The following is a 16,446-nucleotide window of genomic DNA, read 5'->3' as shown; positions in this document are numbered from 1 at the left end:
TTATCTGTATAATGTAAAGTGACCTACGAATTCGCGATCGTCTTTTGGGTTGTTTAATTTAACAACATACCAGTAATCTCCTGTTGGTAATGCTGCTCCTTTGTACGTTCCATCCCATTTTTGTCCGAAACGGTATTTAGCAATTTCACGTCCGTAACGGTCGAAAATCGTATATACTAAATCAGTGTAATTGATTGAACATCCAGGTCCCCAAGTATCTTGGTTTCCATCACCATTTGGCGTGAAATAATTAGGAATACACACATCAACATAATTAAATTGTCTTGAAGCTGTTGCAGTACATCCGTTTTTATCTCTTACCGTAACGGTATACACATCTGTTTTGTAATACACATATTTATTGTTCGTTGTATAGGCTTCGTAATTAAAGCTGTACTCATACTCACCACTTCCACCTGTAGCCGTAGCCACAATTTGGTTTAATTGACCATCACTTAAAGTAAGAGTTAATGGATCGACGGTCAGAATTTCAAATTCAGCCGTATCTTTTTCACAGGTGTTAGCATGTCTCGCTGTTATTCTGTGTTTTCCTGGTGCTACATTGGTAAATATATTACTGATTTGGAAGTTACCTGATCCGTCTAAATCGTAATCCACCTCACCAGGTGCATTACTTGCATCTACTGTAACTGTGATCAAGTTTGCTGCCGCATTGTCTACACAATAGTAAGTCACATCGACTACAGGGTTTAAAACCGCTGCTGCTTCAAGAATGACTTCCAGATCTGAATCACATCCTAAAGCATCCTTGTAATACACCTTATGTTTACCTCCAGTCAATCCCGTAAAATCAAATTGTGTTTGACCTACATTACCTGTAACGTATGTTACATTATCTAACACAACACTATACGGTCCTGTCCCTCCTTCAATAACAATACTGAATTCTGCATTTTTATCTCCCTTGCAAATTTCATTTATAACAGAATTCAGAATAAGTGAACCTAGTAATTCCTCTGGTTCTGTGATTGTAATTTTATCCTTTACAAAACAACCATTTTCATCTGTAATTAAAATATCATAATCGCCTGCTCTCAAATTATCAAATACATGTCCTCCAGCACGATTGCCTTCGAAAAATTGATTTAAATTCGGTGAAATAGCGTACGCTAATACTCCAGTACCTCCTGTGGCAGTGATTGTTATTTCACCATCTTTGTTAGAGTTACATGTAACATTTGTTCCAACAACAATAGCAGTTAAGGCTACTGGTGGTTCGATTATTGTTACTGGCTTGCTGTCTTGGCAATCTCCGCTGTCTACACGAACAATATAATTTCCTGCAGGAAGATTATCGAAGTAACCACTGATCTGGCTTGGTCTTATTATTACAACTAAACCATTTCCGTTTAGCAATGTATATTTATAATCTCCTAAACCACCTAAGGCCGTTGCGTCGATACTTGCTGACGCAGAACCTGTACATTTAACGTCTGCATTACTTAAATCTAAATTAAGATCTAATGGTGTTAATGCATTTATAGTTACATTGTTGGAGATAAAACTCACACAATTATTTGCATCTCTAACATAATACTGGTGATCTCCTAAGCCGACAGAAAAAGTTACTTCAGAAACAAAAGAACCTGAAACTATTACAAAATTTTGATCTTCACTGTATTCATATGGTCCTTTTCCGCCTGTAGCGCTTAAGGTTAATGTTGCCTGTGTCAGACAAGTCACTCCAGTTTCAAGAGATAATGTTGGCTCTACCTTAGTTGGTTCTCCAATTACAATATTCGCTGTAGGTTGTGATACACAATTTAAACCATCAACAACGGTTACGCTGTACGTTCCAGCACCTAACCCTGAAAATACAGGACTACTTTGTGGTGTAGAAGAAAACATCGGATTAGCTGACACATAATTTAAAATGTAAGCATAATTTGTCCCTTGACCTCCCGTCGGAAGGGCAACAACTATTTCTCCATCGAAAGCTCCGTTACAATTTAGCGTAGTTGCGGTAGCACTTGCCGTAACCACAATTGGATCTGGATTTTTTAGAATAACTGTTTCTGTATCAATACAGCCACCTGCATCTTTAACATTTACTATGTACGTTCCTGGAATCAAGTTTTCAAAATAGAACTGATCAGAATAAGGAACACTTACAGGCCCTACCAACTCGTATTGGTAAATACCTGGCCATCCGCCATCTGCCGTTACTGAAATTGTTCCATCATCGCCTGGATCACAGGTAATAGGCGTAGCTGTTGCAAAAATTTCCAATTCCGCTGTAGGCCCTGCAATCGTAAAGTTTGTTTCGACCTCACAACTTGGAGTATTTACTAATTTAGCTTTTACATTATAAACTCCTGCTGGTAAATTCGGAATCGTAATTGAAACTCCTGCTGTTGTTTGTAATGGAGTACTACCATTTGGTCCCGTAATGGTATATTCGAAAGGTCCTGCATCATCTGTAGGGTCCGTTTGATTGTCAACAAAAGTCAATACTGCACTTCCAGTAGCTGAACCATAACAAACCACATTTTGAACGTTGCTTGCTACAATATTAAATGTGTTGGGTTCATTTACATAATGAATCGCTTTTATGCTACATCCTGTTACGGGATTTATAGCAGTAATTGCATAACTACCAACAGTTAAATTTGTGAATATACCGTTAGCATTTGTTTGCGTTGGATATGCAATTGCATTAGTTGCTGTTCCTTCAATTGTGTAATCAAGAGGAACTGCTGCACCGCTTGTAAATACAACATTAACCTGAATATTTTCGGTATCAATACATGTAATTGCTTTGGTTACCGTGATATTCTCTGTTATAGCAAAATCAATTCCTACAAATGGATTAATGGTAGCTGTAGCAGTTGCTAAACATCCTTTATCATCGTAAACATTGATTACATAAGTACCTCCTAATAAATCCGTTTCTGTATAAATAGGATTATCACCTCTTTGAACTGGGATAGGATTTCCATCTCTTAAAAATTCATATACCGTATAAACGTCTGAACCTCCAGTTGGCAATGGTACACTAATGGTCGCATCATTGGTTCCGTTTCCTGTTGTACAGCCGTATTCTGATACATTTGGAGCTGCAACAACTATTGGAGCTGGCTCACCTACAGTAATAACCGCATCCTTTGGACATCCTCTTCCCGAAGTAACCGTAATTGTATACGTGTCAGCAGGAAGATTTTTAAATACGTTCCCAACTAAAGTTCCCGCAGTAGGGCTAATAGCGTACGTATAAACCGGATTATTGTTTACCGTTGTTGTTGGAGTATCCATATTTACCGTAATAGTTCCATTGCTCTCTCCGTTGCAAATTACATCCGTTTTAGCCAAACTAAAATCTATAATTAGATTTGGATTTTCAATAAGAACGTCTACAGATTTAATGCACAGTGTACCCATATCCTTCACATAAAAAGTATAAGGAGTCGCTTTTGGAGCTAGACTTCCAAATACATTTGATGAAACATAAGGAGCTCCATCAATACTATACTCATAACTTGGCAATAATGTCCCACCAGAAGCCGTTAAGGTTACTACGCCATCTGCTGTTGTACAAGTTGGAGTAGTGGTAAGATCAAATAGCAATTGTAACGGTTCTAATATATTTACCGTTTCTGTAACCACACATTTGTTGGCGTCTCTAACATAAACAGTATGATTTCCTGTTGTTTGAATAGTTAATATATTGTTGTTCAATTGCCAAGAATTACCATCCAGACTGTATTCATATGGGGCTACACCCGATGCTCCTACAGCAGTGATTGTATAAGGACTAGCACATTGGCTAGTAGTTGCAGTTACAGTTGGTATTGGATCTTCAACAATCACTATTGGAATAAAATCTTCACAACCGTGGTCATCTTTTGTCCACAGTGTCCACGCGAATGCAGTATCTAAAATCGCTGTATCATAAACATCATATACTTTTGTATCTCCAGCTTTTACAAAAGCATAAGTATATCCCGGTGTACCATCAAAAGCCGTTGCTTTTATTTCAAAACCTCTATTACAATTGGCATTTTTAATTGTCACATAATTAACATCTAAAACAACAGGTTCTTCTACTTCTATACTAACAGTAGCCTCACATAGAGTGGTATTGTCTACCACTTTTATTCCGTAAGTACCCGCTATAAAATTGGTTAATTCAATTGTGTCCGTGCCTACTAAAGTTTCGGTGCCTCCTGTTGGTCCAGTATAACTGTGAATAAATCCTGTCGCTCCAAAATCAGAAACTTTAAAAGTAATTTTTCCGTTCGCTTCACCCTTACAAGCAACACCTACTACTTCTCCACTAACGGCTATTTTAATACCATCCTCTACAGTGGTAAGTTCTTGGTACGAACAACCATTAGCATCTGTTACTTTAATAGTATAGTCACCAGCTGGTAATCCTGCGAAAATCGCTGAAACTCCAAAACCTGGAGTAGTTTGTGCAGGATACAAAGTAGTAGCTACACCATCAAATTCAATAATTTCAAATTTCAATGCGCCAACTCCGTTTGTAGCCGTTACGGTAACCGTACTCGTTTGATCTACAATTGGAGAACAAAAAATTGGTGTAGCATCAAAAGTTAAATCTGTTGGTTTGTTTAAAGGGTCAACGTTTACCGATTGCATTATAGTTTCACAACCATTACCATCTTTTACAGTGTAATTAATTGTTTGAATAGTACCATTTATATTATTAACAGTAATGTTATCAACAGTATCATACCCTGTACCAAAATCATAATAATACGGCAAAGTACCACCAGAAGCTATCACTTTTACAGTAGTAGCAGTATCGCAATTTGTTTTAATTGCAAATGGAACTATTGTAGCTATTAATTGAACTGGTTCAACAATTACTGTTTGGAAAGTATTCGAAATACAACCTATAGCATCTGTAACCACTACATCATAAGTACCCGCTATTAATCCCGTAAATATATTATTAGAAACTTGAACTTCTGGAGTACCAGCAGTTGGCAAAGTTCTAGTCACCGAATACGTATAAGGTCCTACTCCTGTTAAAGGATCTAAAATAACTTGCATTGTCGCAGTTCCTCCAGTACATTGTATTGCTGATGTTATTGGAGTTGAATCAATTACTGGTTTTACAGGATTTGAAACACTTACTTTATCACTTGTTACCGTACAAGCAGGACTATTACTATCTGTAGTTACAAAATAGTAATCACCAGCAAGAGAAACGTTGGCTGTAAAACTTGGTGTTGTATAGGGTACACCTACAGCAGTACCTCCAGGCGCTAATCCTGAATACAATTGAGTAGAATAAGTTCCTACTCCATCCTTAATATCAACTTTAATATCCGCAGCAATTGGACTTGTACAATATAAATCCTTAGTAAGTTCCACTTTTATAATTAACTGTTTCTGAACAGTGTAATTCACAAATGCTTCACAACCATTATCATCTCTAATACCTAATTTATAAGTGCCAGGAGCTGTAAATGTGGCTGTTGATGTAGCTAAATCAACACCATCTACAGTATAGAATTTAGTAGTATTATGAGTTGTTGTTAATTTGCTTAAATCAACTGTTACATCAGTTCCTGTAAAACATTGCTGTGCAGGAACTGTAATTGTTGGTGCAACATCTGTAGATACAGTTACATTGACCATAGCAGTACAATCATTAGCATCTTTTACATACACATCAACGCTCCAAGTTGTTAAAGCCCCAACTGTTACTGCATTTGTCAAAGTTGCAGTATCTAATGTTGTATTTCCACTAAATACTGTAGGAGGGATAGCTGTCCCACCCTCAATAAAAGCATATTGGTAGTCTGCAGTTCCTCCAACTGGTAACATAGTAAATAGTGAATGATCATCATTACAATTTACATTTGTAGCTGTAGCAGTTATAGATAAAGCATCCGTTGGTTCAGTGATAATAACCGATTTAGTTATATCACAAAGTGTTGTATTGTCTGTAATTTTTACGGTATAAGTTCCAGCAATTAAATTAGATAAAGTAATTACATCTAGAGTTTTACTGCTAGAAGCAACCCATCCTGCTGGAAAGCTAGTTACACTATATGTATAATTAGAAGGCAAAGCATAATCACTTGCCGTAAATGTTGCACTACCTGTTGCACCACCTTTACAATTAACGTTAGCGACAATTTGTTCTGCTAATTTTAAAGTTGGCAATGGTGGCACATTGAAAAATTCTTGATCAATACAACCATTACCATCCGTAATTCTAAATTCATAATCTCCAGTAATTAATCCTAAATAGGTGCCAGAAAGGTCTCCAGTAGTATTAGGCAAAGCAAGAGCAGGACCAGAAACTAATGTATAAGTAAGTGTACCAATTGCTTGAGTGTGATTTATAGTTACATCGCTCAACAAATCAGGACAAGTCATTGGTGTACTATCAAATGTAGTAATCACTGGAGGATCTAATGCAGCAATAGTCTCAGGTACTGCAGCAGCAACTGAAGTACAACCATTTGCATCTTTAACAATAATAGTATAAGACCCCGCAATTGTTGTAGTTAAAACGTTATTAGTAGAATAGTGTGCACCATTATCAAAACTATATTCTAAAGTTCCAGTACCTCCAGCAGCAGTAACCGTAATAGTTGCATCAGTTGGAAGATTTCCACCACCGCATAACATTTGCACAGTAGCAATATTTGAAACAGTGATTGGGGTTGGATCTGTTACTAGAACATCAATTGTTTCTTCACAACCTTTAGAATCTCTAACATAATAAGTTACTGTACCTTCTAAAGCAGTCTGAGAAAAAATATTTGTAGTAGAATAAGTTCCTAATGCTCCTTTTTTGTATTCAAAAATTTCAGTTCCTCCTGTAGCATTTATTTCAACATTGGCGCTATTGCCTATACATGCAGGTGTAGCTACTTTTTTTGTTGGAACAATTGGAACTAAAGCTTCAATTCTTTCTGTAGTTGTGGCGGTACAAGTTCCATCACTCACTTGGAAAGTATAAGTCCCAGCAGTTAAGTCCGTAAATATACCATCGAATACACCTGACGTATTTCCAACAGCTGCTGCTGGTGCTGTAATTGTATAAGTATATATCGCAGGAGAAACTGTATTTCCGCCTTCCGCTTTAACAGTAATGGCACCATTTGACGTTTTTGGAGCAACAATTTTACAATCTAATGGTGTAATTAAAGTTGGGCTAAGAGTTAATTCTTCTTTAACAACATAAGGAGTTGAAGCAATACAACCATTACCATCTTTAATTTCTAAAGAATAGGTTCCTGCAGCACTAATAGTAAAATTAGGACTTGGTTGAAAAAAAGTGCCATTAACACTATACGTTGGAGTACCAATAGTAGAAGAACTAAAAGTTGAAAAATCTAAAGGAATATTCATTCCTGCAACAAAACACGGAGGTGTTTGTGCTGTGATTGCTGGAGGTAAATCATCTACTACGGTTACAAATGCAAACTGAATACAACCATAAGCATCTTTTACATAAACAATATAATCGCCTTTGTCTTTTGCAAAAGTATTTGCAGTCATACCAGAAGTAAATGAAGCCGAAAAAGTAGCATCTAAAGGATCTGGATCAGTACCACTAATTATACCATCATTTAAATCATCAGGGAAAATTTGATATAAATAAGGATTTGTTAAAGTTGCTGTACCATCTCTCGCAATAGCTGTAATAATTCCTGCATTGGTCACGCAAGTGTTTGAGTTTTTTGTAACATCAGCAGAAACTGATAAAAGAATTGTAGACTCTTTAATAGTAAATGTAGCAGAAGCAACAGAGCAACCTGGATTTGTTGCACCTACAGCTTCTTTTATAACAACAAAATAATTACCTGCTGATAATGCCCCAATTGGACCGACAGTTAATGTTCCAGTATTCGGAATAGTTACTGCTAAAGGTCCACCAATTGCAGCTAAAGATTGTGAGTTGTATATCTGATAGGTAACATCAGTTGCTACTCCATAAGTAGAAGATAATTCGAAAGAAACTTTACCGTCGCCACTTCCTTGACAAGTTACATTTTGTGGAACCGGAGTACTAATATTTATCTTAGAATTTACAGGAACTACGTCAGCTGTTTGAAAGTAATAACAATCTGAATTTTCATCAAAAACAATAAAAGTATACTTAACTCCTGGAATCAAACCAGTAAAATATGTTTTTTTACTTCCTGGTGTGTCAACTGGTAAACCTGTAATAATATCTAGGTCTTGTTCATTCTTCCATAGTGGGTTTAGTGCTGAATAAATCATTGGTGGACCTGTATAAATAGCAAAATGAACTGGTTTTGGACCCGTTAAGGCAGTTCCAATTTTCACCTCAGCTGTCCCTAATGTCGTACAATCAACGCTCACACTAACAATGATATCTAAATTATCAACTTTTGTAGGGACCAAAACATCTTCCACTAACATAGAACAACCTTTGGAATCAACTACATTTATTTGATACAAACCAAAATCTACCACATCAAACTGTACCGATGTAGTTCCTGAAACATTAATTTCAGATTTATTATAGCCATTTCCAGTTACATAATAAGTATATGGAGCCGTACCTCCTGAACCTCCTAGACTACCTAAACCACCGTCTGTAATTTTATCTATTATAATAGATCCCTTAGTAACATTTGTTCCTGTTCCTGTTCCATCATCTACACACTCAACACCTACCTCATGGTGAATAACTACTATTGGTTTAGGTTGATTTATCGTAATAGGCATTTTACCAATACAACCTTTAGCATCGGTAACAGTAACTTCAAAAAATCCTGCAGGTAAACCTGAAGTTTGAGCACCAAAATCTTTCACTAATGGAGAAAGTGAAAGAGTAGCATCAGTCCATTGTTTTACATTAAAAACATATGGTCCTTGTCCCTTTGTATTATCTATAACGATATCTATGCTAGCAGTAGCTGCTCCATTACATGTTATCTCTTTACCCAACGGAACTGTTACACTAGTAATTACAGGATTAACTGGCTCTATTACATCAAGTGCATTAGTAGTAACTGAACAACCATTAACATCAGTAACTACAAAACTGTAATTTCCTGCTGTAGTGATAGTATTTACTGTAAAAGTAGAACTTGGAGCGTTGCCAAGAGAGCCAACTGCTGTAGCGCCATCATACATTTGATAAGTAAATGGAGCTTTTCCATTCGTGATTTTTACAGTAATAGAAGCTGCTGCAGGTACCGAACAAGTAAGATCTTTATCAGGAGTTGCCGCCGCGAATATTTGCTTATTTACTATATAATCTACAGTAGAAGGGCAATTATTAGCATCTTTTACTTCTAATTTATAAGTTCCAGCAGCTGCAATACTGTATGTTGCTGTATTTACTGGCAAACCAGCTACTACATCATTTGGTATTGTTACCCCATTTACAGAGTAAGTTAAAGCTCCAGTCCCTGGCTTAAGCGGATCTACAGAAAGGGTAATGTTAAAAGCAGTTCCAGCATAACATTGTAATGCTGGTAAATTTATCGCTAGATCTTTATCTTTAGCAATAGTAATTGGTAATGAAGTCACACAACCATTAGCATCTTTTGCCCAAGCATACCATGTAGTCGCAACCGCAGGATCTAAATCTGCAGTATTTGCATTTAAAATATAATCGGTTGCTGAAGGTGTAGCTAATGGATCACTTACAAAAACATAACTATATTGTGATTTCCCTCCACCAGCAGTTACAGTAACTTTTGATTTGAGTTGATTACAATTTGCATTTTTATTTGATGTTTCTGTTAAAGCTAAAGTAGATTCTGTTATAGTAAATGAAACATCTTTAGTACAGCTCGTAACATCATCAATAACATGTACAGTGTATAACCCAGATTTTAATCCTGATACATCAATCGTATTTACTGATGTACTTCCAGCTGGTGTAACTGTTCCTGTGCCAGTTGTTAATGTTGCTGTATAGGTTCCTGTACCAAATCCTGAAACTAAAATTTGTGCAGAACCTGTACTATCTCCATTACAAGCAACATTTACTTGAGAGGTTAAAGAAGCTGTAATGCTTTCAAGAGGTTTTACAAAATAGGAACCACTAACAGAACAACCGTTAGCATCAGTCACTTTGAAAACATAATTTCCTGTTATTAAACCAGTATATATTCCAGTAGCATCTCCAGTAGTATTGGCAGTGATAGGACCTGAAACAATATCATACGTTAACGTTCCAACTCCCGTACCTGCTGTTGCTGTAACAGTAACTGTGCTTGTTGTTACGTTAGCTGGAGCTGGAGCACACAAAATAGTAGTTCCGATAATACCTGTAATAGGATCTAATTTTGGACTGTTTAATGCTGCCACATTCACAATCAAAGCAGTTGCTAAAGTACAAAGATTTTTATCTTGAACTTGTACGGTTACATCTCCTGAAACTGATGTAGCATATGTATTTACAACATTAAACGCTCCTCCATTAAAACTATATTTATAAGGTCCCGTACCTGTAGTAGGAACGACAACTGTAATAATAGCATCTTGAGTTGCATTATTAGTTCCACACGAAAGTTTAGTAGTTACCGAAGCTGTTGTTGCTAATTTACTTGGTTCAGAAATTGTAATATCTTCTGAATGTGGACATCCTTTACCGTCTTTTATAAGTACATTATAAATACCTGCGGTGAGATTACTCGCCGTTGCTGTTGTTGAAATAGTAATTCCTCCTTTGGTAATTAAATAAGTAAAAGGTGCAATTCCTGTTGGGTTTGTAATATTGATCACTCCATTATTACCTCCATTACAGCTTACTTGAGTTTCGTTATGACTAAATCCTGGTGTAGATTTCGGAGTTATTGTTATTGGGTTTGATATTGCTGAACAACTTGGACTTGCATTATCCGTAACTCTAATTTTATAAATTCCGTCTACAGAAACTGTAAAAGGTGAAGTTACTGGAGTCCAGGCACCTACTCCATTAAGCTGTACTTCATAAGTAGAATAAACAGTTGTTCCTCCCGAAGCTACAAAACTAATTTCAGCATCGTTATCACAAGTTAAATCTTTTACTCTGGTTGCAGTAATAGTTAACTCTGGTTTTACTTCATAAGTCGCTGTTGCAGTACATCCTTTTGCATCTTTTGCTATAACAGTATAGGTTCCGTCTGCCGTAATATTATAATTTGTAACACCCACTCCTAATTCAGTTGTGTTTACAGTATAAGTATGAGCACCTGTACCAAGGTTAAAAAACGTACGTACATCTATCGCTGTTGATGATCCAGCTTTAAAACAGAAGGTTGCTGGTGCTGGCGTTTTTACACTTGGTGAAGCATCTCTAAAAATTGGGAATGTGAATGGACCAGCTGTACAATCATTTTGATCCATTATATATACATCCCAAGATAAATTAGATTGTGTTACTCCTGTATTAATTGTTGTATTATTTATATCAAATAAATTTGCAGCAGGCATTCCACTTCCTGCTATAACATAAGCGTACTTATAATTTAATTTTCCACCACTGGCAGTAACCACAATAGTAGAAGTAGATTGACCACAATTTACATTTGTTGCAGTAACACCCGTAATTGTAATTGCTGTAGCAGCACCAACTGTAACAGAGGCAGTATTAGATGTACAACCTGTTGCTTTATCTGTAACTGTTAATTTATAGATACCTGCACTTAATCCTGTTACTGATACTACGTCTCCTACTACACTAATTTGACCCACAGGAACTATTGGACTTATTGTATAAGTAAAATTCCCTGAGCTACTTGCGCCAGTTACTGTAAAAGTTGCTGTCCCATCTGTATTACCAACGCATTTCACATCGGTTTTTGCTCCTGAAACCGCTATTGTTGCAGCTGGAGCTATTGCTGTTGAAGCTTGTTTGGTACAACCATTTGCATCTTTTATCTCAAAAGTATAATCTCCTGATACTAAACCTGTGAATGTCCCACTATTTAATCCAGTTACATTTAAAGTTGCAGTTCCTGGTCCAGAAATAATTTTGTAGGTAAAAGGAGCAACTCCTGTTCCGGATACTACAACTGGAGTCAATGTTATACTTGTTGTAGTAAAACCAGGTTGACAGCTTATTGCTGCTGGAGTCGAAAAAGTAATTCCAGTCGGTGGATTGTATGCCGGGATTTCGATTGTTTTAGTGCTAATACAACCTTTAGCATCTTTTACAGAATAATTAAGATCGTAACCAATTGCTGTTTTGGTTGCTGTGTAAGTATTTGTGGTTTTATATTCACCTCCATTAAAACTATACGTATAATCTGTAGTTACTAATCCTGCACCACCACTTCCTGAAGCAGTAACAACCGTAGATTTAGTACAGGTTTGTACAGGAAGATTTGCAGAAGCTACTATTACTGCAGGATCTACTAATGTAACTTTTTCACTCTTAGTACAACCATTACCGTCTTTAACATAAAAAGTATATTCTATTCCAGCTTTCAATCCTGTATAAAGAATAGTATTATCATAAGCAACTCCATCTTTACTATACGTATAAACTCCTGATCCGCCATCTGGTATCAATGTTACAGATCCAGTCGAATCACCATTACATTTTGGGTCTGTCTTTTGATAATTTAAAGTGATAGGATTTAAGGCCGCAATAGTAGCTTTGCTTGTTGTTGTACAATTATTGGCATCAGTAATCTTAAATTCATAATTTCCTGAAACTGCAGTAGAATAGTTAAATATTCTTTCTTTACTAGTTGTAACAGCTGTAGGCTGAACTAATGTTCCCGTATTTGAGCCAGCTGTAAGAGTTACTACAAATGGTGCTTTACCTCCTGTAATTGTTCCTGTAATAACAGCTTCATTAGCTGGTGCCACATCACAATCTAATGGCGTTGTAACTGGAGTTACCGTAACTAATTTAGCACTAATTGTTTCAGTTAGTACATTGGTTTTACAACCGTAGCTATCGGTAATTTCAAATTCGTACTTTCCTGCATTAGTTACAGTATACGTAAGAATGGGTCCGTTAAAAGTAGCACTTGAATTACTTTTTGTTCCATCATTAAATATAGTGGTATAAGTATAAGGTCCTACACCTCCAGTTACTTTTATTTTAAATTCTGCTGTAGAATCAAAACACAGATCTGAAGGTTCAAATACAGCAACTGGTGCAACTGCAGCAACCACTTTTACTTCTGCAAGAACCGCAGACTGACATGAATTTAAATCTTTTGCAATAACTGTGTAATCTCCTACTGCTACGTTAGTGAATATTCCAGAATCCTGAAAAGGCTGCACTAATGTTGTACCATCCGCTTGTCGCAATTCATATTCATATGCTGGAGTTCCACCAGCTGCTTCAGCAGTTATAGTAGCTCCGAAAATACAAGTTGCATCTGTAGTTACTTTTGCTTCATCTGTTAAAACAGGTGGGTTTTTAATTTCTTGTTTAAGAGGAAAATTACAACTCACGCCTGTATCGTCATAACGAATATTAATGTCATATACTTTACTACCTAAGTTTTGCAAAGTAACACTCCCAGTAGTTGGAGATTTCGCTGGTGAAGGAATTACCGTTATCCAATTACCACCATCAACTTGATATTGAAACCCTTTTACTGGATCAAAGTTTTTGGCTGACAAAGTTATTTCACCATTTGTTCCACCATTACACTGTACATCTTTGTATCCCGTTATTCCTGCAGAAAAAGCTTTGCTTCCATCAACCACAATAGGGAAACTAGCAACTGTGTTACATGATTTTGGTATTTGACGCACCCAAATATCATCTATAAGAACGTCATTCCCATTAAATTCATTACTATAAGATCTTACAACGAAACTTAAATTGTTATAATTTCCAGGATTTAGAGATAGTTCTTTATACTCCCATTGTTCAGATTTCGGAATTTGCCATGGATTAGTGTGACCAGGACTTGGATCACTAGTTGCCACAATAGTTTCAGTACCTCCTACACCATTCAAATTATTAACCAGTTCTATAGTTAATTTTGGATCATGTAAATTTGGACTTGTTTTAACTATCAAATTTTCAGCCCACAAAGAAATTATTACATCTTGGTTTTCAATAACGTCCCTTATAGGTTTACTGTATAAAATTCCACCTATACCAGCTGTTCCACCAACATTTACAACCAAAAATCTACCAAATTTATCTTTTGGCAACGTATGATCTTTAGCAACTAACCAAGTATTTCCGAACCTTGTTTTAATTGTACTCGCAACAGCGTATTCACCGTCATTAATCGATTCATCTTTGTTACATGCGTAACCAGGCAAAAGATGAGTAAAAGCCTCATCTTCGAAACAATATGCAGGATTAATTCCGGGAGTAGTAGTATAACCTCCTCTTCCAAAATCCTCCTGTAATAAGTTACTATAAGTAGAAACTTTTAGTACATTATATTTTACAGTTACCGTATGATCACCTTGTGTTACGTTTTTGAAAACATTTGTTGGAACAGATGTATTTAAAATACCATCCATGTAATAGTCATAACTATATTTTGAATCTGCAGTTCCGCTATTTGGAATGGTTACAGTAGTAGTGGCTGAACCGTCACAATTGAAAACCGGATCTGAAATTTCTATTGTAGGAGGGTTTGGTTTTTTATCAATTATGATTCCTTCCATTGCGTACACGCACCCAGAAGCATCTTTTATATAAACCGTATACGGTCCACCATGATCCATATATTGAGAATTATTATCTACCCAGCTTACTTTACCATCAAAACTATATTTGTATGGAGATGCACCTGGAAAAGGAGTACCACCTTGAGGATTTATAATTCTTACCAATCCGTAAAGTTCTTTTCCAGCAGGACCACAACCTGACAATTCACCCACACCTGCTGATGCTGTCAAAGCGATCGAAGGACCTACAGTTATAATTGCTGCTGGCTCAATACACCATGAATTTTCATTTTTCTTTTTATATCTTACAATTACCCGATAACTTCCTTGATTAGGAATATTAAATACCATCGTACTCGATGAAAAGTTAGCTCCATTATCAATACTATACTCAATAAAATTATATTTGTTAGTATTAGAAATATTAAGTGAAATTTTTCCAACATTTCCCAAACAATCTCCATCAACTTTATCAATAGTGTAAATAGGCTTACTTACTGCAGGGATATTAACCGTTACATCATTTGCTACAGTACATCCATTTTTATCTACTACTCGAATTACATAATTTACTGGTTGTGTAACTTGAATAATTTTAGTCGGGTTTTCTACAAAGCCCGAACCATTATTGTAGTAATACAAATAGGGAGCTGTTCCTCCACCTGCCGTAATTGTAATTTCTCCTGACTTACAGTTTTCTAGCTCTCTAGTAGACGTTGCAGTTACTGTTAACGGTGTTGGAGCAGCCACAATAGTAACTGGCGTTATAATGTTACAAGCAGATCCTTCTATAGAAGTAGTAATTGTATAATCTCCACCATCTAATTTAGTAAAGGAATGATCTACCTTCGGAGTTGGGCCAAAATAGTTTAATCTATCAGCAATGGCGGTAGTATTTTTACCTTTATAAATTGTATAGATATATTCTTTGCCAATATCATTTGTAATTATTTGTATACTTCCCTGGGCACCACTACATTTTGGCGAAGTAATGGAAGTTTTTACACCAAAATCTAAACTTTTAATTTCAAGATTTATGACTTTAAATTCGCAAGATCCTATTACCCCTTTTATTCTAATAAATGCTGTGTAAATTCCTGGTACTGTCGTAGTAAATACCTTCTCGTTACTCCAATCATTAGGATTCGAACTTGAAATTCCAGTTGTTGTGAAATAATATTCGTAGCCAGCGCCAAATCCTTCAACCGTAATTTGAGCAGGAATTTTACAACTCGCAGATATAATGATATCACTTTTAGTTACTGCTGTTGGTATTAATGTATTTTGATATACATTAAAATAATGCGTATAAACAGTACCTATCTTGTCTTTTATTTTAACGCGAAATTGACCGGCCTTATTAGCCAAATAATTTTCTCCAGATTGCTCCAATTCCCAGCATCCTTCTGCTTGTTCATTAGCACAATTACTATTAGAAACTGTTATACAGCCATTTTTTGAAGTAAATCGCTCCCAAGTAATAGATTCGACATCTATAAAACCTGTCGATAGTGGCCTAGAGTCATTTCCTCCACACAAAAATAATTTTGGTAATAATTTACCGTCATTTCTACATTGAGCAACTTGGCCTGCATAAGGCAATTGTGCGTATTTTATTATAGGATTGGCATTGAAGTCTTCAACTATTTTGTTAGTTATTCTATCTTGCTTTACATAGTTTCTCACATTATGCTTAGCAATTGATTGACCTAACAAAGTAGGATCAGTATTCAAGTACGAAGACATATTTGAATTGTAAGCCACTACATTCTGCGCTACAGAAATAGAACTCTGTATTAAGAATAATACAACTAAAACTGCTTTTAAAATAGTAGGTTTCTTCATGGTATTTTGAGGTTTGATCTGTTTACTCTT

The 16,446-nt window shown here is 36.0% G+C and carries 1 protein-coding gene; it reads right to left on the bottom strand.

Features of this window, described 5'->3' with window-relative positions:
- Entirely contained in the window at nucleotides 1-16,416 is a 16,416-nt protein-coding gene (locus ACRASX_RS05130) for a T9SS type B sorting domain-containing protein (RefSeq protein WP_432222644.1), read from the bottom strand.
- Nucleotides 16,417-16,446: the final 30 nt, after the last annotated feature.

It is taken from the genome of Flavobacterium sp. TMP13 (genome assembly GCF_050847115.1).
Lineage (GTDB): Bacteria > Bacteroidota > Bacteroidia > Flavobacteriales > Flavobacteriaceae > Flavobacterium.
The sequence above is the reverse complement of the archived record's forward strand: the minus strand, read 5'-3'. Positions and strand labels throughout refer to the sequence as shown.

Excerpts from the sequence above, each read along its gene's own strand:
- ACRASX_RS05130 (WP_432222644.1), bottom strand. The coding sequence starts at position 16,416 with ATGAAGAAACCTACTATTTTAAAAGCAGTTTTAGTTGTATTATTCTTA.